Origin of the sequence: Ekhidna sp. (genome assembly GCF_965227465.1) — a bacterium.
GTDB lineage: Bacteria > Bacteroidota > Bacteroidia > Cytophagales > Cyclobacteriaceae > Ekhidna.
Genome location: NZ_OZ245746.1, coordinates 3,959,561 through 3,982,035 on the forward strand (window position 1 = coordinate 3,959,561; position 22,475 = coordinate 3,982,035).

The following is a 22,475-nucleotide window of genomic DNA, read 5'->3' on the forward strand; positions in this document are numbered from 1 at the left end:
ATCAGACCTAATGCTTGCAAAAACTTACGGAAGTGCTGTTTATGGTGTAGATGCCTATAAGATCACAGTGGAAGTGAATGTGGGTCAGGGCACCAAGTTTTTTATGGTGGGCCTTCCGGATTCAGCAGTAAAGGAAAGTGAGCAAAGGGTGGAGTCTGCGATCAAAAATTTTGGATATCGGATGCCAAGGCAAAAAGTGGTAGTCAACTTAGCACCTGCTGATATTCGAAAGGAAGGATCTGCCTATGACCTACCGATAGCATTGGGGATATTAAAAGCTTCAGAGCAAATAGCTGCCGATCAGCTTGAAGATTACGTCATTATGGGAGAGCTGGCACTGGATGGTGAGCTCAGACCGATAAAAGGCGCACTTCCGATCGCTATTGAAGCGAGAAAGAATGGATTTAACGGATTTATCTTGCCACAAGAAAATGCCTCGGAAGCAGCAATAGTGGATGGGTTGAATGTAATCGGTGTTTCCAATATTAAAGAAGCCATAAGTCACCTGGAAGGTGAGGAAGTCATTGAGCCTGTTGACTATGATACGCGCGATATTTTTTATAATGATCTTGACAACTACGCCTCCGATTTTGCAGATGTACAAGGTCAGGAAAATATCAAAAGAGCCATGGAAATTGCTGCAGCTGGTGGGCACAATGTGATCATGATAGGTCCACCCGGTGCAGGAAAAACCATGCTGGCAAAGCGCCTTCCGTCTATACTTCCGCCATTGACGCTTCATGAAGCACTGGAAACAACCAAGATTCACTCCGTAGCAGGAAAATTGGGAACAGATGCTAAACTCATTTCGAATAGACCGTTTCGTCAACCACACCATACAATTTCAGATGTCGCTCTGGTCGGTGGTGGAGGTATACCTCAACCAGGGGAAATTTCTTTGGCCAATAATGGCGTACTCTTTCTCGACGAGCTGCCTGAATTTAAACGAACAGTGCTTGAAGTCATGCGTCAACCACTGGAAGAGCGAAAGGTCACAATTTCACGAGCCAAAGTCTCGCTAGACTATCCGTCTAACTTTATGCTCATCGCAAGTATGAATCCGTGTCCTTGTGGCTACTACAATCACCCTGAGAAGGAATGCGTATGTGCTCCCGGAGTAGTGCAGCGCTATCTAAATAAAATAAGTGGACCACTACTTGACAGGATAGACCTGCATGTGGAGGTAACACCGGTCTCATTTGATCAAATGACTGAAAACAGAAAAACGGAATCAAGTTCAGAGATAAGAGATCGAGTGATCAAAGCGAGGGAAATTCAGGAAGCAAGATTCAAAGATCAGCCGGGTGTTTTTAATAACGCCATGATGAGTTCAAATATGGTAAAGGAAGTATGCCAAATTAATGAAGCAGGAAAAACACTATTGAAAACAGCGATGGAGCGATTGGGACTTTCCGCAAGAGCTTACGATCGAATTCTCAGGGTATCCAGAACCATTGCGGATTTAGCCGGGACAGATTCAATCGCGATAGAGCATTTGGCTGAAGCTATTCAATACAGAAGTTTGGACCGAGAAGGGTGGGCAGGGTAATATTACAGCATGTTTGAGCAGGTCATTCAGTCTATTACCTCTTATGCTAGCCTCTCGGATGAGGAAATCGAAAGCTTTACGAAGCGAATGCAATTACTCCAATTTGGCAAAGGAGAGCATTTGCTAGAAGCAGGTAATGTGTGTATGAGTTGGTCATTTGTGGCAAGTGGAAGCTTCAGGGAGTACCATTTCGATCAAGAACTAAATGAAGTTACTACTAACCTCTTCACCGAAAATACCTGGGCGCTCAATCACAGCAGCTTTACGGGCCAATTACCATCGAAATCTAAAATTGAAGCTTTTGAGGATAGTGAAGTTCTTCAACTCACGATACATGACTTGCATCACCTTATCGGCGAGTTCCCGGCTTTTTTTGCTTTGGGCAAGATTTTGGAAGTGGACTCTAAAAAACCGAAACCCTCGGCCAATCCAGAAGAAAAATACCTTTGGCTACTAAAGCATAATCCCACGATCATTCAAAAGTTTCCATTGAAATACATTGCCTCCTTTCTAGGTATCACACCAGAAACTCTCAGTAGAGTACGTAGCAAAATCCAGTGATCATTTCTTGATTTGGATCAAGTGCGAATTCAATCCTATCGCACTACGTTTACAAAAAAACAGAAAATGGGATCAAAAGAACTAAAAGGAGCCGGCCTTGCACTAATCATTGGATCATTACTTATGATTGTAACTATGGTGTTACATCCGGTTGGCGGAGATTTTAATCAGTTGCTCAGGATTGTGCCAATAGGTATGATCTCCCATTCAATTGCAATTCTCTCTGTTCCATTCGTTGCATATGGATTTTTCGGTTTGACAATTAAATTGAAATCCAGTTCTTTCATTTCTTATATAGGATTTTCTATCATGTTTTTTGGATTAGTGGCTGTTCTAATTGCGGCTGCAGTGAATGGGCTAATTCTGATGGATTTTGTTAAAAGCTATGAGGGGGCTTCTGAGGAAACGATTGCTTCTCTAAAACCAATTTTTGTCTTCATCCGAAGTTTTAATCATGCTTTTGATTACATTTTTGTGAGTGCTATTTGTCTTTCAATGTTCATGTGGTCTGCTGCAATCATCAAAACTAAGGCCATGCCGAGTTGGTTAGGATACTTTGGAATCCTGGTTTCTACTATAGGTGTAGTATTATTTGCTTCTGGAGTGGAACTACTTCACTTGGCTGGCTTTAGGATATTTATTTTTGCCAACGTCGCATGGATATTAGCCGTGGGATTTATACTAAGGAAGGGTGAGCAGCCTACTTCAGCTCAATTGTAATTTTTTTATTGCTTTTGATCAGAAAGCTAGCGCCATCAAAGTCTGGAGGTCCAAATGTCGTTGAAGGGTTGGTAGAAAATCCGTAAGGCTCCTTAGGAATTCCAAAAATATTGGTGTCCAGGTTTTTATTTCCATTTAAATCTTGAATGACGATCACCGCGTACTTTCCATATTTCAGTGATTGAAATGTATATGAATGCGTGTTACCAATGACCTCCAACCAAGTACATTCCAAAGCCTTGGAGCTATTCATAAATCCCATTCCTTCCTTGTACAAGCAAATTTCAAGCTGACCTCCAGCATCGTCAATTTTAGAGACCTCCACCTCTAGTGATAACTGAGCTTTTGCTGAAAAATGGATTACTATCGCTAGAAAAATAATTAATACTCTCATTTCACTCCGATCTTAGTTGCTGAGCAGGATTGATTTTACTTGTCTGATAAACCTTGTATCCGATTGCAAATACAACAATTGCCATTACTACGAGAAGAGCCTTAACAAAATGGCCAATAGATGAACTAACATGATAGGCGTAAATGATGTCAAATACTGTAGTAAGAATGAAATGACTGGCGGACAACCCGATTACTGCTGCAATTCCCAAAATCCAATACAAATCTTTACCAAGTAGATGAATAATGGTTTTGCGAGAAGCACCTAATACCTTTCTTACACCAAATTCCTTACTTCTTTTTTGAACTTTGAGTGACACCAAAGTATACAATCCAAGAATTGAGATCAATATTGAAATGATGGCCATGAACAGGTTTATTTTAACAAAAACAGAGTTAGTGCCTCTGGAATTCTGCATGACGTCTTCTTGAAGAAACCCTCTGTAGAGTTCTTGAGGAAAAGTCTCATACCATACCTGCTCCACTTTACTGTTGATTAAATCCTGGCTTCCAGCCATCCGCACCACCGCGTAGTTATAGTTTTCTTCAGGGGTATAGCGGATTATTGTTGGCGTGATTTTATTGTCCATCATGATGTTCCGAACATTGAAGTCATCAACTACACCTATGACCGTCAACTTTTTATCATCGACTTTAATGGTTTGATTTAGCATGTCTATTCCATATTGGCTCTCTAGCATGCGATTAATGATCACTTTATCTGAATTGTCGGCTAGTTTGGTATAAAATGATCCTTTGATTAGGCGTAATCCCATAACCTCAGCATAGTCAGTGCCTACCCTGAGCATGGTGGTCGATACGTCTCGACCATCGTGATCGACATATTGAGATTCAGTTGAAAATCCAATCAAATGGTAAGAGCCTGCCACCGCATGGACCTCCGACTCCTGATTTAATTGATCTGCTAGGATCTGGAATTGTTCCGGACGATCCAGCGGGATATTTACTACCTGCTCTATATCATAGCCACGATCAAGTGTGTTTTGAAAATAGGAGTTATCAACGTTTAGAAATAACCCGAAGATGTTGTAAAAACACAAAGCAAACTGGAAGGTAAGGAGCACCATCATGAGCCGGTTTTTACCGGAAAGCGTGACCTTGTCCCTGAAGATTTTCAATGATGAAAACTTGGAAACATATAGGGAAGGATAAGCAGCAGAAAGTAAGGTTACAATGATGATTAAGAGCACAGCAAACTGAAGAAGCGTGGAAAACGGCACTCGATCTAGCTGGATCAACTCACGCTGAAACATAGCATTGTAGGTTGGGATGAGTAAAGAAGATATCCCTATGGATAGAATAACCGCTAGTGAAATCATAAAGGTATTTTCAATCATGAATTGAGTGATCGTACTTTTTCGATTTCCACCCATTACTTTTCTCACGGCAATTTCCTTCAGCCTTTTTCCAGATAAGGCAATACTTGTATTGATGAAATTGAAACAAGCCAGTAGGAGAATTGAAATTGCTGTCCCTGTGATCCCGTAAACAGAAGAGATATGCAGGTGTTGGCGAAAATTGCCATGTAAAAGACTTCCTTCAATAGCAGGCCAGTCCAAAAGTGTATCTAGGCGATATTCATCAATTTGATAACGGGCGTTTGCCTCATTGCGGGCATGTTTCAATAATTCAAGCTCAGAATTGACCATGTTGATCTGATCTTGGCTAGCATAAACAAACGTTCCATCTACGCTGTATTGCCAGTCACTTTGATCAACTTGATAATGTGCAGGATAATTTTCGAATGAGGTGATCATTGCATGTGAGAAACTCACATTGTTTGGAGGCGTTTCAAATACATCTTTGATTAAAAAAGACTCTTCTTTCTGGTTTTGGAAAACAAGCTTTACCAACTTCCCTACCGGATACGGCTCATTGAATAATTTCATCGCGAGTTTAGCCGAAATGGCTACCTCATTGATGCCAGGAGGCTTGATGGAAGACCCGTTGAGACTTTTCATTGGGAGCCGGGAAAAGAACTCATTATCAGCAAAAGCCATACGGGAAGAAAACAGGTAGTTGTGCTCACGTACAGCTATGCTTTTTGCTGTGTATCTAAATGCTTCTATGGCCACACTTTGAAGCCTGGGAGCAAGTGTGATAGAACTGGTGCCTAACGTGGATTCGCCAGTTCTGAGGCCACTAATTTTATAAATGTTGTTTGCCTCAGCATACGATCCATTGAAGGTCGCATTGAACTGATAATTGAAATAGCTGATCGTACAAATGGAGATTGCTAGGGCCAATCCAAAGATGTTGGCGAAGACGTAAAATGGATTTAGTTTAATCGCTCTGATGGATGTTTTAAGGTAGTTTTTTGGTAGTCGCATAACATTAGAAGGTATGAGGTTGAGTGATCGTGTCACGGAAGGACGAATCATTTTAAGAACTTCCCTGGTATAGATAAGTCTGGCTTTTTTCACACCATGGAGTTCTACATTTTCAAAGAACGCTTCCTCCAAATCCCCTTGCAGCTCTTCAAAAAGGTCTTGGTTGCAAAACCATTGAAACAGGCGGTATGAAAAATTTGGTAAAGCCGTTTTCATTATATGCTGAATTTGGGTGCCAGGCTCCACATTTCTTCGCGCAATTCTTTGGCTTGCGTTAACGCAATTTTACCCGATTGTGTAAGCGAATAGAATCGCTTTCTTCTTCCTCCTCTTTCGGCTGTTGCACCGCCAACCCGAGATTCTAAATACCCCTTTTCCTCAAGCCGACTGAGTGCTGCATGCAATGCACCTCTGCTTAAGCTTCGTTTTAGCCTCTGGCTGATCTCTTTTTGAATTTTCAGTCCATAGGCCTGCTCATCCAGTATAAGGACGGAAAGCAAAACGATCTCTTGAAATTCTCCCAGGTTAGTGCCTTTCATATAGTATTTGTTATAACATCCGTACTGTTAAATATCCTTTTAATGAATGGATCAAACAGCACGTTTGTTTGTTTCTGTTTTGAAGACCAAACGTAAAGAATTTTTATTTGTTTCACAAATGAAGACATAATGTGAAGTCTGTGTCAATTATGAAATTCTTCTGGCATAAGGAATTACCAATCCTCATCAATAACTGGATTGGCATCAAAGCGGATGACATTATCTCCATAGATAGGATCGTAATAGTGACCACCTTCTGTATAGTCAGGATTCCAATTTTTGATGCTATTCTCATCCAGGCGATAGAGAAATGGTGAAATCAAAAGGCGTTCCTGGTGCCATCTACCTTCCTGACCTGCCGGAATATCCTCACCTTCACCATAAAGCATGAGTCCGCCATCATCGTATACTTCGTGCCCCGGATTGGTGCTTTTATATTCATGGCTTACGTTCATGACCTTATGCCCCAATTCATGAGCAATGGTTTTTCTGAACCGATCATTACGTTTCAAATTGGTGAGTGTAATCACACCGCGGTATGCCGGATCTATTGTTCCAACATACGAGTAAGTTGGAAAAGAGAGTCCACCTGTTCGCACCGATTTCATGGTCCAGTTTCTTCCTTCAGATACTTCTAAAAATGGATAAAAAACGTCCTGCAGGACGACAAGGTAGATGGTACGATCACCATGTTGTGCAGGTTCAATAATGGATTGGAAAGCTTCTTTTGCCAGCTCAGTGAGGACTGCAGGATGTCTGCGAGAGTGCTCGTACATATTTGCATATTCTGTTTGAGGTATTCCGGGAACCTCATTGGCCTGGATGGAAAAATACCGGGGATCTACTTTACCCGTTTTTACCCATAAGAGATTGAGCTGAACACCTGTTGGACGATAAATCTCTTTGGCAAACTCAAAGCTATGCATCACCCGTGAAAGCGTAACCTTATCAAATTTTGGGTCGAGGTTGGAAGGAAAATAGATCCCAATATCCATTGTCAGAGCTCCTGACTTGATGTCGGAATTGTAAGCCTGAATATCAATAGTGTCAACTTCCGCCCATTCGACTCGAACAATCTCACGTGTCAAATCAGATGAAGGTTGTGACTTTTCAGTGGTGCATGAGAAAATGAATATTGTTAAAACGAAACTGTACTTCCAGGCCATCTAATCAATGTTTTCTCATCAAGATAACCAGAAATCAATCTTTTCCACATTAGAAGTAAACCCAATATGTAAAATATATTTTACATATAGTAAAACATTTTTAACTTTATGTTCGTAATACTTTACATCAAGTAAAAAAATACTTACACCTACTACTACAATGGACTATCACGAAAGAAAAAGTATCGTAAACATGCTCAGCATGATCATAGTGCTGGGCATCTACTATTGGACTGTATTTGAGCGGTTCAATAGCCAGATGATGACTACAGATGAGCAGCTGCAGTTTTGGTCAAAAGCGATCTTAATTGCAATACCCGTTTCGATCATTACTAAGATTGTGGTAATGATTGTATTTGCCATTAGCAACTACCTCATAACACGAGAAAGAATGCCATCTTTTGAAGATGAACGTGACAAGTTGATCGAACTGAAGGCGACCAGAAACTCATACATCGTTTTTGGAATAGGATTCTTCATTTCGCTTGCAGTGCTTGCATTTGGTTATCCACCCAAGTACATGTTTATTTCAATAATATTAGGAGGAATAGCCTCTGAAATCTTCGACAATCTTTCCAAAGTATATTACCATAGCAAGGGAGTATAATGAGTAAACACGGGATTAGTAATCATATAAGAAAGCTTAGGTTCGAGCACGGTGAGATGACGCAACAGCAGCTAGCGGATCAAGTGAAAGTGACAAGGCAAACGATTGTAGCGATCGAAAAAGGGAAATACTCACCTTCTCTGGATCTAGCCTTCAAAATTGCAAAGGTTTTCGAGATTCGGTTGGAACAGGTTTTTTCTTACGAACCGGAAAATGATTAGCTCATGAAACTATTTATTTTAAAAACGAACATTCAATCCCAGCTACAGATAAATAAGTTGAGGCCGGTATTTCAGAAATATAATCATATCGCTAGATGGACAGTAGATCTGGATGATATTGATCGTGTGTTGAAAGTAGAAACCAACGTTGATTCAGAGCAATCAGAGCTTATCAATTTGGTGAGAAAGCAAGGAATATATTGTGAAGAATTATCAGAATAGCTATGATAACTAAATCTTACTTCCGAAAAGTCATTCTTCAGTATCGCATGCTGGCAGACGGCCTGATGTATGCTGAGCGAAATAAACAACTATGTCAGGCTACAATCGACTTTATCGAACGAAAAGAGGTAATGAAAATCCATACTTTCCTGGCTATCAAACAAAATAATGAGCCAGATATCTCACCTCTTTTTAATCAATTGTGGAAGGAAGGCAAACAAATCATTGTCTCTAAAACGGATTTTATGTTCAAACAAATGAGACACTATTTGCTGGATGAGCATACACCCCTAGAATTGAATAAAAAAGGAATCCCGGAACCAATAGATGCCGAAGAAGTTGCTATGGATAATGTTGATATCATCTTTGTCCCACTTCTTTTATCAGATAGACATGGCTATCGCATCGGATATGGCGGTGGTTACTACGATCGCTTGCTGGCGGAAGCAAAATCACTTAAAGTTGGGTTATCATTGAGTCCTCCCGTAGAAAAAATTATTCAGAAAGAAGATTGGGACATACCTTTAGACTACTTAATAACACCTTTTAAAACCTACCAATATGGCTAAAATTACACTCGGCGGAACAGAAACAAATACGATTGGAGATCTTCCAAATGTGGGCAGTGCAGCCCCGGACTTCACACTTGTTAGCAAGGATATGCAGGAAAAGACACTCGCAAGCTATCATGGGCAAAAGGTCATTCTCAATATATATCCAAGCATAGATACAGGCGTGTGTGCAATGTCAACCAAAAAATTTAATCAGGAAGCTTCCAAGCTTGAGAATACGAGAATAGTTTGTATCTCGAAGGACTTGCCATTTGCTTTAAAACGCTATTGTGACGCTGAAGGAATTGATAATCTGGATAGCTTGACCAACTTCAGGGATGGCGGCAGTTTCGGTAAAAATTACGGTGTTGAAATATTCGATGGGGCATTTAAGGGACTAAACGCTCGGGCCATCGTTGTTATTAATGAGCAGGGAGCGGTCCAATATACAGAGCTTGTTCCTGAAGTGGGTCAAGAGCCTAACTATGAGAAAGCATTAGCTGCCATTCAATAGTCAAAGGCAACCATTCGCCATGTTTTTTCATTATGAATTTGTGAAGTGCGAAACAATTTGAGCTTTCACGCGTCTTTCGGATGGTTATTCACTTTAATCGATCACTGTTTTGAAAAAACTTTTGCTGCTTTTAGCAGTCATTCCCATTCTTCTTACCGCCCAGGAAAAGTACACCATTAACGGGTACGTTAAGGATGCTGCAAACGGAGAAGCATTAATTGGCGCTACTGTCCTGGTCACGGAACTTGCCACAGGAAATATTACCAATGTTTATGGTTTTTATTCTATCACGCTACCACCTGGCGACTACACAGTTGAATATCGCTACATCGGATTTGTTACCCAGAATAAAGTGGTTTCGCTATCAGAAAACACCCGAATAGACGTAGAGCTTGTGGAAGAGCAAACCCAACTACAAGAGGTGGTTGTAACAGCCAGACCGGAAGATGAGAATGTAACGTCGACTGAAATGAGTGTAGCAGCATTAGACATCAAAACCATTAGTAAAATCCCGGTTTTCGCCGGAGAGATAGATATCATTAAAAGCTTGCAATTACTTCCGGGCGTGTCGACTGTGGGTGAAGGAGCCTCGGGATTCAACGTTAGAGGAGGAGGTGTTGGACAAAATCTCATTCTTTTGGATGAGGCTCCTGTTTATCAGAGTTCCCATCTTTTTGGATTTTTCTCTGTGTTTAATCCGGATGCAGTTAAAGATGTTAAGCTTTACAAAGGCGGCATTCCTTCCAGATATGGAGGCCGGTTGTCTTCCATTTTGGATGTACGGATGAAGGAAGGAAACAGCAAAGATTATGATGTCTCAGGAGGTATCGGTACCGTTTTCAGTAGATTAACAGTGGAGGGGCCAATTGCAAAAGATAAATCCTCTTTCATACTGGCAGGTAGACGATCATATGCAGATGTACCAATTCGATTATTTACCAATGCTCTTGAGGACGGTGCTGCACTCTATTTTTATGACCTGACAGCTAAGACCAACTACAACATCAATGACAAAAACAGAATATTTGCCTCCGGATATTTTGGAAGGGATGTATTTAAGTTCGATGCTGAGCAAGGATTTAATTGGGGAAATCAGACGGCATCCATTCGTTGGAATCATTTATTCAATGATCGCTTTTTCAGCAATTTCACTGCTTTCTACAGTAACTACGATTATGCCTTTGAATTCGGGAATACAGACGATGATCAATTTGACTGGAGTTCGAAAATTCAGACTGTAAATTTTAAACCTCAATTCACTTATTTCCTGGATCAAAAGAATGAAATCACTTTTGGAGGTGAGCTACTTTACTATTCATTTTTTCCGGCAAACGCGGTAGGCTTTAGTTCAGGTCAGCGAATAGACTTGAGTCTGGATAAACGTAACGCACTTGAAACCAGCTTATATGTAAGTAATAAGCAGAATTTGGGAGCTGAATGGTCTGTAGAGTATGGGGTCCGCTATTCGAATTTTAGCAACTTAGGCGCTGCGAACAAATACATTTTCGGTGATACTATCGCAGGTCAACGAAAACCCGTTATCGACACAATCAGTGTGTCAAGTGGTGAAGCTGTCGCTACCTATGGAAATCTGGAACCTCGCCTATCTGTACGCTACCAGCTCAATAGTACTACTTCAATCAAAGCCAGTTACAATCGGATGAATCAATATATTCACCTGGTTTCTAATACAGTTGCAGCAACCCCTATAGACGTATGGCAGCCGAGCACGAATAACATTCGCCCGCAACAGGGTGATCAGGTTGCATTGGGCTACTTCAAAAATTTCCAGAATAATAAGTTCGAGACCTCCGTTGAAACGTATTACAAGTGGACAAGAAACCAAATTGATTACATAGACGGAGCAGATCTATTTATCAATGATTTGTTAGAAGCTGATGTGCTGGCAGGGATCGGTCGGGCCTATGGGATTGAGTTCTATATTAAAAAGAATACAGGGAGTTTGACGGGCTGGATTAGCTACACTTTAAGTAGATCAGAATTAAAAATTGACGGTATCAACACTGGCTTAAATAGCGAGGACAGAACGGGGAGGTGGTATCCAACACGATTTGACCAAACCCATAATTTAAAGCTGGTGTCTAACTATCGTTTAAGTGAAAGAAAAAATCTAGCAGCGACATTCAGCTATATTTCTGGGACTCCTACTACTTATGCAATTGATCGTATCAATGTTGGTGGATATGTCATACCTATCAATGATGGAAGCAGAAACAATGTGAGGATACCGGATTATCACAGGTTGGATGTTTCCTATACGATCGATTACAATAAAATAACTAAGAAAGGTAAAAAGCGATCGAGCAGCCTGGTCTTTTCAGTATACAACCTCTATAATCGAAAGAATGCTTTCGCCATCAATTTTTTGCAAGACGAAGGCAGGGTTGATTATACCCAGATTAATAATTTAAATCAACCATCAGAACCTGTTCAAACCTCAGCATTTGAAACCGGCATATTAGCATTTGTCCTTCCTTCTGTCACGTATAATTTCAAATTCTAAGATGAAAAAATATCTCTTATATTCCCTTATTGCTGTATTTGGCATCACATCGTGTGAGACGGAGGTTGATCCAAGATTGGATGAGACGCTTAATATTTTGGTCATTGATGCATGGCTGACAGCCAATGATTCCATACAACACATCAATATCACCAGATCTCAACCTTATTTTGATGCTTCCTTACCACCAAAAGTGGGCGGAGCAATTGTGACTGTAACGGATTTGACAGATTTAACCGTTTATAACTTTGATGAGCGTCAAGAAAGATACACCTGGGAAAGCCCGGATGGAAGTAGCCTTGGAGTAGAGGGACACGAATATGAGCTTAGCGTTTTACTTGATGGCGAATTGTATACTTCCAGAACAAGCCTAAATCCCGTTCCTGCTATTGACAGCATTAGCTTTCGGTTAGAAGAAGGCAATTCCTTTTTTGATGACTTAATTTTCGCTGAATTTTTTGCCACCGATCTAGACGGTATCAATGATACCTATTGGATCAAAGCATGGAAAAATGGTCAGTTTTTAGGCGAAGTAGGAGAAATTAATATTGCCTACGATGCAGCATTTTCAGTTGATGAGAACAATGATGGCGTTCAATTTATTCAGCCAATAAGAGACGGCATTAGCCCTTTTGACGAATCAAGAGATGAAGAAATTCTTTCTCCATACAATTTGCCAGACACATTGCAACTTTCAGGGGATACGATCTTTTATACCGATGGGGCATTTTATGGCTTAATACAGAATGAAAAAATCGTGTTCGAAGTAGGAGATATCTACGTGAATAACAGGGTCTCAGAATATCTGGAATCACTGCCAGTGAATGATGATCGATTTGTATTCCTACCTAACAATGAAATTTATCTCAAAGGAGATTCAGTATATGTAGAAATACACTCCATATCCAATGAAGCCTATTTCTTCATGAACCAAATGATAGTTGAACTTGATAGAGAAGCAGGTTTTGGGGCACTTTTTGCTACTCCTTTAGGCAATGTACCAACCAATATCATTCCTCAAAACACGGACATCAGAGTAGCCGGTTTCTTCAATATTGCATCAGTTTCTTCAAGAGGAAACCGCCTGACAAGTGAAGATCAGATAAGGGTGCTTGACTGATAAGGGCATTAAACAACTAGTATTATCACTTAAAAAAACACAATTTCGAATTGAATAAATCCAGTTGATCAGCTGGTCTCGTAAGTAGCTTGAATTTAAAAATTTTAAAGTTTAAGCACTATGAGAAAATTAGTATTATCGCTAGGCCTTGTTATATCAGCCGCCTTAGTGATTATTTTGGTGGCTGCTGACCACATTGATGCACCTGCTGTCGGGACCCTATCTGACGGAAGCACCGTAGAGGACATAACAGATTACTACGCTTTTGAAAGTCCGGCTAATTCAAACAACTATGTATTTGTTTGCAATGTGGCCGGACTAAGTTCTGAGACGGAGTTTAGCGAGGATGTCATGTATGAATTTAACATTGACTCTGATGCAGACAATGTTGAAGACCAATTGATTCAGGTCTTCTTTAGAGATGGACAGGCAATAACCTATGGAGTGGTTGCGGCATCAGCTCAGACCGGACTTAACAGTGAAATTATAGCCGGGACAAACCGAGTAGCTACAGATGTTTCAGCGTCTGCCTCAGTTGGAGGGGTTCAGCTTTATGCTGGTTTGCGTGACGATCCATTCTTCATGGATTTCTTTCAGTTCGTGGATATTGTAAATGGAGTTGGAGCGTCTTTAAGCGATGACACAAACACAGGTGTTTATGATCCAAACAGAGATTCAGATGATGAAATGGAGGGTATTCAACCATATCCGGCTGCATTCAATACCGGATCTGAAGCAAATGACGCTTTTGCAGGGACAAATGTCCTTTCCATCGTAGTTGAGGTACCAAAAAGTGCCATCGGAGACACAGATGGGGCATTTACTTCATGGGTGGAGACAAAAGTGCGTCAGTAATTAATTCAAGAATCATAAATACGAATACAATGAAAAATATAGTTAAAATATTTACCCTATCAATAATTGGAGGATTACTTCTTGCCAGCTGTGGGGATGACGATGGACCATCAGAAGAATTGTCCGCCAATATTGCAGGAAATTTGAATGTAGATGTTGAGTCTACAGTAAATCTTGATGCAAGTGCATCGCTAGGAACAATCATAACTTACGATTGGACGGTTACAGATCCGGATGGGGCTGCTGTTACATTAGAAAATGAAAGCTCTTCTATGCCATCATTTGTGGCAACAAAGGCAGGCGTTTATGATGTTGATTTAGCTGTTACTTCAGCCTTATCAACCGCAACATTTGCTACAGAAGTAACGGTAACAAGCCCAACATATGCTACAAGCGATCAGATGGGTAGACCTGCGATCAATACGGTTTTCAATTTCTTTGGCTCGGCTGAAGTTAAGAATGGGTATAACATGACATTGCCTTCAGAGGGTAGTGCAAATGCTACCGCTTTTGCCGGAATATTAGATGCTCTTCAAACTTATATCGGACTAGATCCTGATCAGTTTGAAAACATTTTGGGCATTGGAAATGATGCACTTGCTGGTGTTTTGGCTGTGGATGTGTTGCAATCAAACAAGAATTCTGCAACAGCTTACGGTTCATTAAATGGTCGAGCGTTAGGAGATGACGTAGTGGATGTTACCTTAATTCTTGCATTTAGTGATCAATCCGCAGCAGGAGCAAATAATCAGGTGAAAGACGGACTGGTATCCGACAATGTTGATTCAAATGATAAGTCATTTAGCAACAGTTTTCCGTATCTAGCTGATCCACATTAATACAATCATAATAATTAAGGAAAGGGGATCCTTCCCCTTTCCTTTTTAATCTAAATCCCATTAGCTATGAATAAATTATTTATCTGTTTGACCATCCTGATTATTGGCTGTACACAACAACCAAAGAAAGATGTGGTGAGTATTCAAGCTGATTATCAACGATATCTTCAAAAAGAAAGTAAGGACACGACTCCTATACTTAAAAAGGTAGACCTCTGGAAAAAGAAAATTGATCAACAACCGAAAGGGTTTACGTTCTATGAAAAGCTTGGTTCAAGCTATAATGAGCTGTTTGAGGCAACTGGTAATGTTTATTATTTAAATCAGGCAGATAGCTGCTATAAAATCTCGAATAGACTTACCCAAGGCAGGTGGAAGATTCCAAGTCTTCTCGGCCTAAGTAGCCTTGCTATCAAAAAACATGATTTTGAATCTGCTGCTCAATTCGCCGTTCAGGCACGAGAGCTAACCAGCGAAAAATTTGGCCCGCTACTCATGCAGTTTGATGCAGAAATGGAACTGGGTAATTACCAAATGGCTGGCTCTATTCTAAAAGAAAATAAGCGGATGGATTCCTTCGACTATCTGGTACGATTATCCAAATACAAAGACTATGAAGGTGACCTGGATTCAGCCATCTATTACATGGAAGAAGCACATAGCCTGATAAAAAGACATCAAAAAGAGCGACTACTTTGGGCCAGCGCTAACCTTGGAGACATGTATGGTCATGCGGGAAGGGTAAAGGATTCATATGGCAAGTATCTGGAGGTCTTAGAATTGGATCCAACTTATGATTATGCACTGAAAGGAATCGCCTGGGTGGCATACTCACACGATGGTAAAGCAGCCGATGCAATTAACATTCTTGAAACTCTAAGAAAAAAATCAGCTATGCCAGATTATCACCTCTTGTTAGCTGATATCTGTACACAGGAAGGCTTTGAAGATGCAGCTATGAGATTAAAGACTGAATTTATTCGAGAAGCTACTAAGCCTAAGTATGGAGGTATGTACAATAAATACCTAATCGAGCTATACAACGATCGTGGACAGTTTGATAAAGCAATGGCGTTGGCTGAAGAAGAGTTAAACAACCGACCTACACCAGCAGCCTATGATTGGCTCGCCTGGACGATGTACAATCAGGGTATGACAGAAGAAGCAATCGAGATTTATGAAGATAATATAAAAGGAAAAACATTTGAGCCTGATGTAATCTATCACATGGGTGTGGTATACCATGCTTCAAATAGGGTTGAAGGAGAGGAATTTTTAAAAGAGTCACTTGAGGCTGGTTATGAACTGGGACCTTTGGTCACCGAGGAAATCAAAGGATTGTTAAAAAGTTAATTTTTTTCTGGGAACAGAAATCCAAACGATCACGGAGTTACGTAATTAAAAAAACAGTAATCCTACATAAATAGGTTATAGCTGGTTGGTGATAGATGCCCCGGTCATGGAGATGACTGGGGTTTTGTTTTGTATCCTAATAATATGTTAATGATTCCTAAAAAGGCATTTTTGTCTTGAAACCTTTCGTAATTTTCCTTTTATAAAAGGTTCATAATTGAAGAGACTAATCACCATATGTGCAATGGCCGCATTAATAGGCTGTGAGCACTCATCAACGAATCACCCCATTTTTAAATACTATCCTTCTGAAAATGTTTTTGAAGAGGGGTACGTAAGTAAATTCTACTATCACTACTACCCGGATAACCCGGATCGAAGTGCAGGGACTGAAATAGGGTATACCAAATACATTAAACTGGACGAAACACACTTCATGACGCAAAAATTCAATGCTGCTTTTGATTTGATGAGTGAACGGCTTTTTCTGGTTCAGGGAGATTCGGTAGTGCTTGAGGAGGGTTTTGGTATTCGAAATTTTACAGATACAACTCAGCTAAACCTTTTAAGCAAGACGATTTCTGTATGGGAAAGCGAAATGTCAGAACCGTATCGAATCCAGTACGAATTCCGTGATAAAAAATACATTTATTCGGAGTATCAAGTGGCTGTGAAGGACTCAATCATTCTTAATAAACCAGCAAGAATATTTTCTACTAAATGGGACACTCGTGAGGCAGGGTCTGATTCAACATTTAACGAAGGAACAACGAAATCTTACTACGTTCAAGGCACGGGGTTTTTTGGCTCAGAAAGCAAATGGGCTGAGCTCTCACGGCATACAGAATTAGTCGAGCAGATGTCGGTGGAAGAGTTTGAAAAAAGAGCGGCTCATGGCGAACACCGGGTCGCCTGGATTGACCCTGAAAATACAATGAGTGACGATTCTGATTTTCAGCTTTGTGATCATGAAAGAAAAATTACAGACTATTATTGGTCAAATCCGGATGCACGATATGCATATGGCAAGCGAGTGATGTTAGACACGATTTACGCTAATCTCGAAGAATCAAAGTTGTTTAATCAGAATGGTAGATTGGTCTTCCGCTTTGTGGTCAACTGTGAGGGTAAAGCAGGTCGCTTTATTGCCAGAGGATATGACCTGAGCTATCAGCCCATGGAATTTGAGAGAGAGACCGTTGATCACCTATTTTCAATTATGCAAAAATTAGAGAAATGGCAACCGGTAGTTTTTGGAGATGAATTACGAGATGCCTATTTCTATATCACATTTAATATTGTAGACGGTGAAATCACAGATATACTTCCTTAGCCTCATGGGCCTATGCCTATTTACTTCGTGCACTCAACAAGAATGGTATAAGAAAGAGTTCTCTGAAGAAACAATGAAAACGTACGCTTCGCAGTTGAGAAGCGGGGCTTTTTATTCAAATTATCAAGGTACAGTTGCGGAGCAAATGCATCAGAAAGAGGCCCTTTCAATGGATTCTACGAATGCAGCATTGTGGAGAGAGTTGGGAACTGCACGAGTAAAAAGAGGTATTCTGGATGAGATGGAATATTACTATGCAGAAGCCGTCAAAAGACATCCTGAAAAATGGGCCGGATTTAGAGGGTATTTGTACCTGTACTTTTATCGGAATTTTCCAAAAGCCATTGCAGACTTTAATTTGGGAGATGAGGTGAACGGACAAGTTGATTATTCGCAAGGGCAAAGCCATGATTACATGCGTGGAATCTGTTATTATGGACTCAAGGACTATCAGGCAGCCAATGAAGCCCTTTCCAAATACATTGATAAAGTCACTCAGGAGGAGGGAGAAGAGTGGGTAGATGTCTACGCCATTCTTTACAAAGGACTTACTTTGATGAAACTCGATCGCATTAATGACGCAATCACCGAATTTGATCGTGCACTGAAGTATTATCCTAATCTCTCAGATTGCTTTTATCACAAAGCGAGAATTTATGTGATCAGAGGGCAATTTGATTTAGCTCTAATGCAATTGGATCTGGCAGAGAAGCATTTCAAAAAGGGCTACTTTCATCAGCGGCCGTATGTAGAAGTCCTCGAGCAGATTTACCTTCAGGATATACAAGACTTAAGAAGTCAAATTTCCACCATTTAGGCAGCTAATCTGGATTTGGTATGTAAACCAAAAAGAAGTTTTCTATGCTCAATAACTTGTGTATCGTTGACTGCCTTCGTGTTGATTTTGGCGGATTCAGTAATGATTTGAAATTCAAAGTCGCACATCATGCTAAGATCCAGTGCAGCTTCAGCCATCGCGTCATCACGATTCGCATTCACCTTCCAGTATATTTTTCCAGACTTACCTAGCCTGTGGGCCTTGTTTATTGCCTTAATGATTGAAAGGATATATTTTATTGTGGTGGTATTCAACATTTCATAGTTGAAGCTCACGATCAAATTATCGCTGTTTTCCAAGTACATATTGATGTTTTTAACCAAGCGTTCATACATAGGAATGATTCTGTCCGCTACAGACCATCCTTTTACTTCTATGAATTTCAGTTTAGTGTCAAAACTTATTCGGAGTTCTTTTTTTGCTCTTGGCAAGGCAACCACTCTCTTTGGTATCCTGTTTTGATTTTGTAATTGTACGCTCATGACAGTAAGTTTCTGATTCATTTCAAATTCGTAATTCAAATTTTATTAAATCATTAAACCCTTGTAAGCGTATTTTTCGGATTACATGAATTTACGTGGATTACGTAGCTAACGTAATGAACCTATTTCATCGCCCAACTCAGGTTCATTTATAGATCATACATGACAGTCAATAAGCCGTAGCGTTGTTGAATGTTATAAGAATAGGTGCTAATCAGGTTGTCACTAAAACTATCCCTCCTGACTGCCCTTGTGTCTAGCAGATTCAACCCCTGAACTTTAAACTCCCATGGACTTTTCTTTTTTCGATAGCTCAAAGATGCATCCAATACCTCAAAAGAGGTTTCTTGATCCTGACTCTGATTGACATATTTGTTATAAGCGTATTCTGTTTCGAACCGAAATCCATTATGGGAAAAGGTAGTACCAATGTTTGGTCGATGATTAACAAACTGATTGGTGAGCGAACCGGATGAATACCGGTTTATTGATGCTGTATATCCTGTTCTTATGGAAAGTTTTTTAAATAATCTCGCAGACATATTCAGCCGATACTGATGCATGAAATTGTCATTTTGGATCAGCTGGCTTTCGATTTGATTATTCAGCACGGATTTGGACACGGTAACCATACCATTAACCCTAAAATGATCAAAACGCTTCTCCAGATTTAAGTATCCGCTGGCGGTGTAATTGGCATCCGTCGCATTAACCGACGTGAGGACATTTTCTACTCCACTTAGTTCCTGATTATTAATAAATCCATCTTTGATGTACTGATAATTCAGACCCCCACTGATATTGAAGAAGTTGTACATGTTAAAATTTCTGTAGCTCAGTCCCAGGTTATGAGAAAAGGCTGGATCGAGCGATAGGTTACCAAAGAGGAGGGTGTTGTAGCCATTCAATCTATACCCTTCACCATATGCACTCACGTCATTATACTCCAACGATTGATTGTAGGAGAAGTCAATGTCATGGGAGGTCCCGAACTCATATCGAGCATTGATTTGTGGAAACAGGTATTGCACCTGATTGGGAGATTCATAAACGCCTTTCACTGTATAGCTATTTAAACTCACACCCGGACTGAGGGTTAGTTTGTTCCATTTTTTACGATACCTGATCCTTGCATACCGGTTGGTAATATTAAGCTCCTGATCTAAATCTACCACCTCTTCCTGTTCATCAGCCAGATTTGAAATCAGCGTTTGTTTGGATCGGTTAATACCCACTGCAACATTGATGTGAGTGGTTTTATTTAGGATATAATAATAGTTAAATGCACCATCTATTCGTTTGGAAATGATGTCTTGATCCTGAGACAACTGAAGCGTATTGTTTGGCAGGAAATCACTGAATAGTGGAAGCTGACTAGCTAACAGCTGATTGGTGGTTGTCTGCTCCTCATTGTAGTTTACCTCAGCGGAAACAATATTTCGTTCGTTGAGCGCATTGAACATTCGCACCTGATGACTTTGACTGCTCGGCTCTCTTTGGTTGTTTTCCTGCAAGGAATTATCTCCTGATATTAACTGAGAGTTTCGTAGCAATTCCTGATCAATCGTACTCCTCTTGCCAAAAAAAGTATAGTCCAGCTGCAGGTTATAGTTAGGTGTATATTTTGCAGAAAACCTTCCTAGTCCAGACTTATTTTCAATGGATGATGTGGTAGCTAATTGCTCCTGGGTTAGATCCTCCAACTGAGGGTAGGTTCTAAGCGAATTGGACCCCATCGTTATATCATTATCAAAGCCAATAAGAAAGCCACTCAACTGAAACCTATCTGTAGGACGAGTAGTAAAATTGAGTGCACCTAACCGGTTGGTCAGGTGACTTGCCGAATTTCGATCTGAGATGGGGATTCCTGCATCACCTGCATTCATCCGAAAGGATGTGCCATTTCTGGAAGCCATGGAGGAAAGCCCGCCGGACATCCGAAAGTAATCGTTGAGCGTGAGTGCAAGCTCTCCAACATTATTGCCATCACCGATAAAATTGACACTGGTTTTTGGCGCATAATAGAAGGTGTTTGCATGACCAAAGTAACGGTTGTCCGGACCTCTTCCAGCTTCAATATCACCGAACACAATGCGTTTTTTGTCCGACTTCAACTCAATATTTAAGGCAAGTTGTTCGTCATTGTTTAGTCCTTGCATCGGTTGTATGTCATTGAAATTTTGAAGTACCTGCACCCGATCCACCACGTCCGCAGGGATGTTCTTTGTAGCGAGTTTGGTATCTCCTTCAAAAAACTCTTTGCCGTCCACAAGCACTTTATCCACTCGTTTACCCTGCACCTCTATGTCCCCATTGTCACGAATAGCAAATCCCGGGAGCTCTTCGAGTACATCTTCTAGTTTTCGTTCATCTCCCTTAGTAAATGCCTCAGCTTTATATGAGATGGTATCTCCTCTGACAAGTACCGGCATCTCGGCAACTACCGTTACTTCATCGAGCGCATTTATGGCTTCTTTCATGATGATAGTAAGGGGAGTTTCAGGAGATTTGTCCAATTTCATGTATTGGCTAAAGGGCACATAACCCACAAAAGTCACTTTTATCTCATAGACCGTATTCTCTTGCAAGCGGATTTGAAAGCCTCCTTTGACATCTGTCACGGCGAAGGACTTCATTTCCTGCGTTGCGGTATCAATCGCCATTACGTTTGCAAAAGCTATAGGTGCAAAAGTTGAGTCTCTAGTTTGTCCTTTTAGTAGGATATGATTTTGAGCCTGCATCCCGAAACTTACGAGACTCATTAAGCATAAAACAATTAGTCCTTTCATTTTGATGCTTATCCTCCGATTCTGATTACACGTGTTTCTCCGCCTTCTCCCGTGTCATACTTCTTCATCATTTCCTGCATCTTCTCATCTCGGATTTTATCAGCTTCATCCCGAGAGACTTTCTTGCCTTTGCTCGGAACTTCAATTTCTATAGGTGAAGATGGATTTAACTCTACTTTCGTGCATAAAAAAGTGAAATTTCCATCTTTCAATTCAAGAATGAGCCCAGGTAGCCCCCAGGTATTAGATGGCCCCTGCGATACCGGAATGTCTGGTGTGTACCATGCTGTCATCATTGTAGTGTCCATGACGGTTTCAGTTTTCTGTTCTGAGTCACTCAATGACATGGTCATTTGCTCTGTAATGTTTTGGTATTCGGCTTTAATAACAGTGTAGTCTCCAATCTTCTTGGTTTCATTGGTAATTTTCCAATTGAAGGTCGGTAGCTCATCTTCGATGAGAAATCTCTTGCCAAATATCTCCGTTTCCTCTAAAAATAGGTTTTTACTGGGGTTGAGGTAGCTTATAGCGTTTCCTGTTGAAAACCTGATTTGCATGCCACCACCACTGGGGGCTCCTGCTTCTGATTCCAACTCTGCTTCTTCTTTCCAAAGTGCTTCCTCTAAATTGAATTTAAGTGTGTATTCACGTTGAGATTGCTGCATGAGCTGTTTACGAACAGATTCTTGCATCTCAGGGCTCATATTTCTACCGGCCACATTCAACGACTCAATGTTCATGGAAGATTTGTAGGTGGCTATCCCTTCAAATTTCTGTTGGCTGTGGGCTTTGAAAGTAACTCCTGCCAGTAAGCCTGGTACCAGCAAAAGGATTAGCATTGTTTTTCTCATTTTGATTCTGTGTTTTTAGCAAACCAATGAGAATGTCTGCTAACAAATGGTTAAGCAGTGTTAACGTGTGTTAACGGATTGAAAGGAGCCAGAACCT

General features: G+C 40.5%; 22 protein-coding genes. 15 read left to right on the forward strand and 7 right to left on the reverse strand.

The genetic code is table 11. The features are described from left to right. The first annotated feature begins 10 nt into the window (after window positions 1-10). The 3 genes from ACO05G_RS17460 to ACO05G_RS17470 all read left to right on the forward strand — a co-directional run bounded on the left by ACO05G_RS17460 (window position 11) and on the right by ACO05G_RS17470 (window position 2,830). The gene (locus ACO05G_RS17460; RefSeq protein ID WP_421763899.1) at window positions 11-1,549 is read left to right on the forward strand and encodes a YifB family Mg chelatase-like AAA ATPase; all 1,539 of its coding nucleotides are present in this window, start codon (window positions 11-13) and stop codon (window positions 1,547-1,549) included. A gap of 9 nt (window positions 1,550-1,558) precedes the next feature. Further along, window positions 1,559-2,110 (forward strand): Crp/Fnr family transcriptional regulator, encoded by a 552-nt coding sequence (locus ACO05G_RS17465; protein ID WP_421763900.1) that lies wholly within the window; start codon window positions 1,559-1,561, stop codon window positions 2,108-2,110. A 66-nt stretch (window positions 2,111-2,176) separates the two neighbouring features. Further along, window positions 2,177-2,830: a hypothetical protein gene (locus ACO05G_RS17470; protein WP_421763901.1), complete on the forward strand. Its 654-nt coding sequence runs from the start codon at window positions 2,177-2,179 to the stop codon at window positions 2,828-2,830. Here ACO05G_RS17470 and ACO05G_RS17475 read toward each other — a convergent pair. The 4 genes from ACO05G_RS17475 to ACO05G_RS17490 form a co-directional block, all read right to left on the reverse strand. Then, window positions 2,811-3,224: a DUF2141 domain-containing protein gene (locus ACO05G_RS17475; RefSeq protein WP_421763902.1), complete on the reverse strand. Its 414-nt coding sequence runs from the start codon at window positions 3,222-3,224 to the stop codon at window positions 2,811-2,813. The two genes, ACO05G_RS17470 and ACO05G_RS17475, sit on opposite strands and share 20 nt — an antisense overlap. Before the next feature lies 1 nt (window position 3,225). After that, a complete protein-coding gene (locus tag ACO05G_RS17480; RefSeq protein WP_421763903.1) occupies window positions 3,226-5,790 on the reverse strand; it encodes an FtsX-like permease family protein in 2,565 nt (854 codons plus the stop codon). Beyond that, window positions 5,790-6,113, reverse strand: a complete 324-nt coding sequence (locus ACO05G_RS17485; protein ID WP_348283213.1) for a PadR family transcriptional regulator — start codon at window positions 6,111-6,113, stop codon at window positions 5,790-5,792. The genes ACO05G_RS17480 and ACO05G_RS17485 overlap by 1 nt, the downstream gene beginning before the upstream one ends. A gap of 173 nt (window positions 6,114-6,286) precedes the next feature. After that, entirely contained in the window at window positions 6,287-7,279 is a 993-nt protein-coding gene (locus tag ACO05G_RS17490) for a hypothetical protein (protein WP_421763904.1), read from the reverse strand. Window positions 7,280-7,439: 160 nt separating this feature from the next. Here ACO05G_RS17490 and ACO05G_RS17495 point away from each other — a divergent pair, with 160 nt between their 5' ends. The 12 genes from ACO05G_RS17495 (at window position 7,440) to ACO05G_RS17550 (ending at window position 18,235) form a co-directional block, all read left to right on the forward strand. Further along, window positions 7,440-7,886 carry a hypothetical protein gene (locus ACO05G_RS17495; protein WP_421763905.1) on the forward strand — a complete coding sequence of 149 codons (447 nt, stop codon included), beginning with the start codon at window positions 7,440-7,442 and terminating at the stop codon, window positions 7,884-7,886. Then, the gene (locus ACO05G_RS17500) at window positions 7,886-8,107 is read left to right on the forward strand and encodes a helix-turn-helix transcriptional regulator (RefSeq protein ID WP_421763906.1); all 222 of its coding nucleotides are present in this window, start codon (window positions 7,886-7,888) and stop codon (window positions 8,105-8,107) included. The genes ACO05G_RS17495 and ACO05G_RS17500 overlap by 1 nt, the downstream gene beginning before the upstream one ends. 3 nt (window positions 8,108-8,110) lie before the next feature. Then, window positions 8,111-8,329 carry a hypothetical protein gene (locus ACO05G_RS17505; RefSeq protein ID WP_421763907.1) on the forward strand — a complete coding sequence of 73 codons (219 nt, stop codon included), beginning with the start codon at window positions 8,111-8,113 and terminating at the stop codon, window positions 8,327-8,329. A gap of 2 nt (window positions 8,330-8,331) precedes the next feature. Continuing rightward, window positions 8,332-8,898 carry a 5-formyltetrahydrofolate cyclo-ligase gene (locus ACO05G_RS17510; RefSeq protein ID WP_421763908.1) on the forward strand — a complete coding sequence of 189 codons (567 nt, stop codon included), beginning with the start codon at window positions 8,332-8,334 and terminating at the stop codon, window positions 8,896-8,898. Next, window positions 8,891-9,394: a thiol peroxidase gene (gene tpx / locus ACO05G_RS17515; RefSeq protein WP_421763909.1), complete on the forward strand. Its 504-nt coding sequence runs from the start codon at window positions 8,891-8,893 to the stop codon at window positions 9,392-9,394. The genes ACO05G_RS17510 and tpx overlap by 8 nt, the downstream gene beginning before the upstream one ends. A gap of 109 nt (window positions 9,395-9,503) precedes the next feature. Next, window positions 9,504-11,918, forward strand: a complete 2,415-nt coding sequence (locus ACO05G_RS17520) for a TonB-dependent receptor (RefSeq protein ID WP_421763910.1) — start codon at window positions 9,504-9,506, stop codon at window positions 11,916-11,918. 1 nt (window position 11,919) lies between these two features. Then, on the forward strand, window positions 11,920-13,038 hold the full coding sequence (locus ACO05G_RS17525) for a DUF4249 family protein (RefSeq protein ID WP_421763911.1): 1,119 nt from the start codon (window positions 11,920-11,922) through the stop codon (window positions 13,036-13,038). 120 nt (window positions 13,039-13,158) lie between these two features. Continuing rightward, entirely contained in the window at window positions 13,159-13,893 is a 735-nt protein-coding gene (locus ACO05G_RS17530) for a DUF4331 family protein (RefSeq protein ID WP_421763912.1), read from the forward strand. 29 nt (window positions 13,894-13,922) lie between these two features. Beyond that, the gene (locus ACO05G_RS17535; protein ID WP_421763913.1) at window positions 13,923-14,732 is read left to right on the forward strand and encodes a DUF4331 family protein; all 810 of its coding nucleotides are present in this window, start codon (window positions 13,923-13,925) and stop codon (window positions 14,730-14,732) included. A 66-nt stretch (window positions 14,733-14,798) separates the two neighbouring features. After that, on the forward strand, window positions 14,799-16,085 hold the full coding sequence (locus ACO05G_RS17540; RefSeq protein ID WP_421763914.1) for a tetratricopeptide repeat protein: 1,287 nt from the start codon (window positions 14,799-14,801) through the stop codon (window positions 16,083-16,085). Window positions 16,086-16,302: 217 nt separating this feature from the next. Next, window positions 16,303-17,418: a hypothetical protein gene (locus tag ACO05G_RS17545; protein ID WP_421763915.1), complete on the forward strand. Its 1,116-nt coding sequence runs from the start codon at window positions 16,303-16,305 to the stop codon at window positions 17,416-17,418. Further along, window positions 17,393-18,235, forward strand: a complete 843-nt coding sequence (locus ACO05G_RS17550) for a tetratricopeptide repeat protein (protein WP_421763916.1) — start codon at window positions 17,393-17,395, stop codon at window positions 18,233-18,235. The genes ACO05G_RS17545 and ACO05G_RS17550 overlap by 26 nt, the downstream gene beginning before the upstream one ends. Here ACO05G_RS17550 and ACO05G_RS17555 read toward each other — a convergent pair. The 3 genes from ACO05G_RS17555 to ACO05G_RS17565 all read right to left on the reverse strand — a co-directional run bounded on the left by ACO05G_RS17555 (window position 18,232) and on the right by ACO05G_RS17565 (window position 22,378). Continuing rightward, window positions 18,232-18,738, reverse strand: a complete 507-nt coding sequence (locus ACO05G_RS17555) for a SiaC family regulatory phosphoprotein (protein WP_421763917.1) — start codon at window positions 18,736-18,738, stop codon at window positions 18,232-18,234. The two genes, ACO05G_RS17550 and ACO05G_RS17555, sit on opposite strands and share 4 nt — an antisense overlap. Before the next feature lie 149 nt (window positions 18,739-18,887). Then, on the reverse strand, window positions 18,888-21,500 hold the full coding sequence (locus tag ACO05G_RS17560) for a carboxypeptidase-like regulatory domain-containing protein (protein WP_421763918.1): 2,613 nt from the start codon (window positions 21,498-21,500) through the stop codon (window positions 18,888-18,890). Window positions 21,501-21,535: 35 nt separating this feature from the next. Continuing rightward, complete coding sequence (locus ACO05G_RS17565; protein WP_421763919.1) at window positions 21,536-22,378, reverse strand: GLPGLI family protein; 843 nt, start codon at window positions 22,376-22,378, stop codon at window positions 21,536-21,538. Window positions 22,379-22,475: the final 97 nt, after the last annotated feature.

Coding starts and splice junctions, on each gene's coding strand:
- ACO05G_RS17500 (WP_421763906.1), top strand. CDS start 7,886: ATGAGTAAACACGGGATTAGTAATCATATAAGAAAGCTTAGGTTCGAG.
- ACO05G_RS17480 (WP_421763903.1), bottom strand. CDS start 5,790: ATGAAAACGGCTTTACCAAATTTTTCATACCGCCTGTTTCAATGGTTT.
- ACO05G_RS17530 (WP_421763912.1), top strand. CDS start 13,159: ATGAGAAAATTAGTATTATCGCTAGGCCTTGTTATATCAGCCGCCTTA.
- ACO05G_RS17535 (WP_421763913.1), top strand. CDS start 13,923: ATGAAAAATATAGTTAAAATATTTACCCTATCAATAATTGGAGGATTA.
- ACO05G_RS17540 (WP_421763914.1), top strand. CDS start 14,799: ATGAATAAATTATTTATCTGTTTGACCATCCTGATTATTGGCTGTACA.
- ACO05G_RS17525 (WP_421763911.1), top strand. CDS start 11,920: ATGAAAAAATATCTCTTATATTCCCTTATTGCTGTATTTGGCATCACA.
- ACO05G_RS17560 (WP_421763918.1), bottom strand. CDS start 21,500: ATGAGTCTCGTAAGTTTCGGGATGCAGGCTCAAAATCATATCCTACTA.
- ACO05G_RS17470 (WP_421763901.1), top strand. CDS start 2,177: ATGGGATCAAAAGAACTAAAAGGAGCCGGCCTTGCACTAATCATTGGA.
- ACO05G_RS17565 (WP_421763919.1), bottom strand. CDS start 22,378: ATGAGAAAAACAATGCTAATCCTTTTGCTGGTACCAGGCTTACTGGCA.
- ACO05G_RS17555 (WP_421763917.1), bottom strand. CDS start 18,738: ATGAGCGTACAATTACAAAATCAAAACAGGATACCAAAGAGAGTGGTT.
- ACO05G_RS17490 (WP_421763904.1), bottom strand. CDS start 7,279: ATGGCCTGGAAGTACAGTTTCGTTTTAACAATATTCATTTTCTCATGC.
- ACO05G_RS17465 (WP_421763900.1), top strand. CDS start 1,559: ATGTTTGAGCAGGTCATTCAGTCTATTACCTCTTATGCTAGCCTCTCG.
- ACO05G_RS17495 (WP_421763905.1), top strand. CDS start 7,440: ATGGACTATCACGAAAGAAAAAGTATCGTAAACATGCTCAGCATGATC.
- ACO05G_RS17485 (WP_348283213.1), bottom strand. CDS start 6,113: ATGAAAGGCACTAACCTGGGAGAATTTCAAGAGATCGTTTTGCTTTCC.
- ACO05G_RS17505 (WP_421763907.1), top strand. CDS start 8,111: ATGAAACTATTTATTTTAAAAACGAACATTCAATCCCAGCTACAGATA.
- ACO05G_RS17510 (WP_421763908.1), top strand. CDS start 8,332: ATGATAACTAAATCTTACTTCCGAAAAGTCATTCTTCAGTATCGCATG.
- ACO05G_RS17475 (WP_421763902.1), bottom strand. CDS start 3,224: ATGAGAGTATTAATTATTTTTCTAGCGATAGTAATCCATTTTTCAGCA.
- ACO05G_RS17460 (WP_421763899.1), top strand. CDS start 11: ATGCTTGCAAAAACTTACGGAAGTGCTGTTTATGGTGTAGATGCCTAT.
- tpx (WP_421763909.1), top strand. CDS start 8,891: ATGGCTAAAATTACACTCGGCGGAACAGAAACAAATACGATTGGAGAT.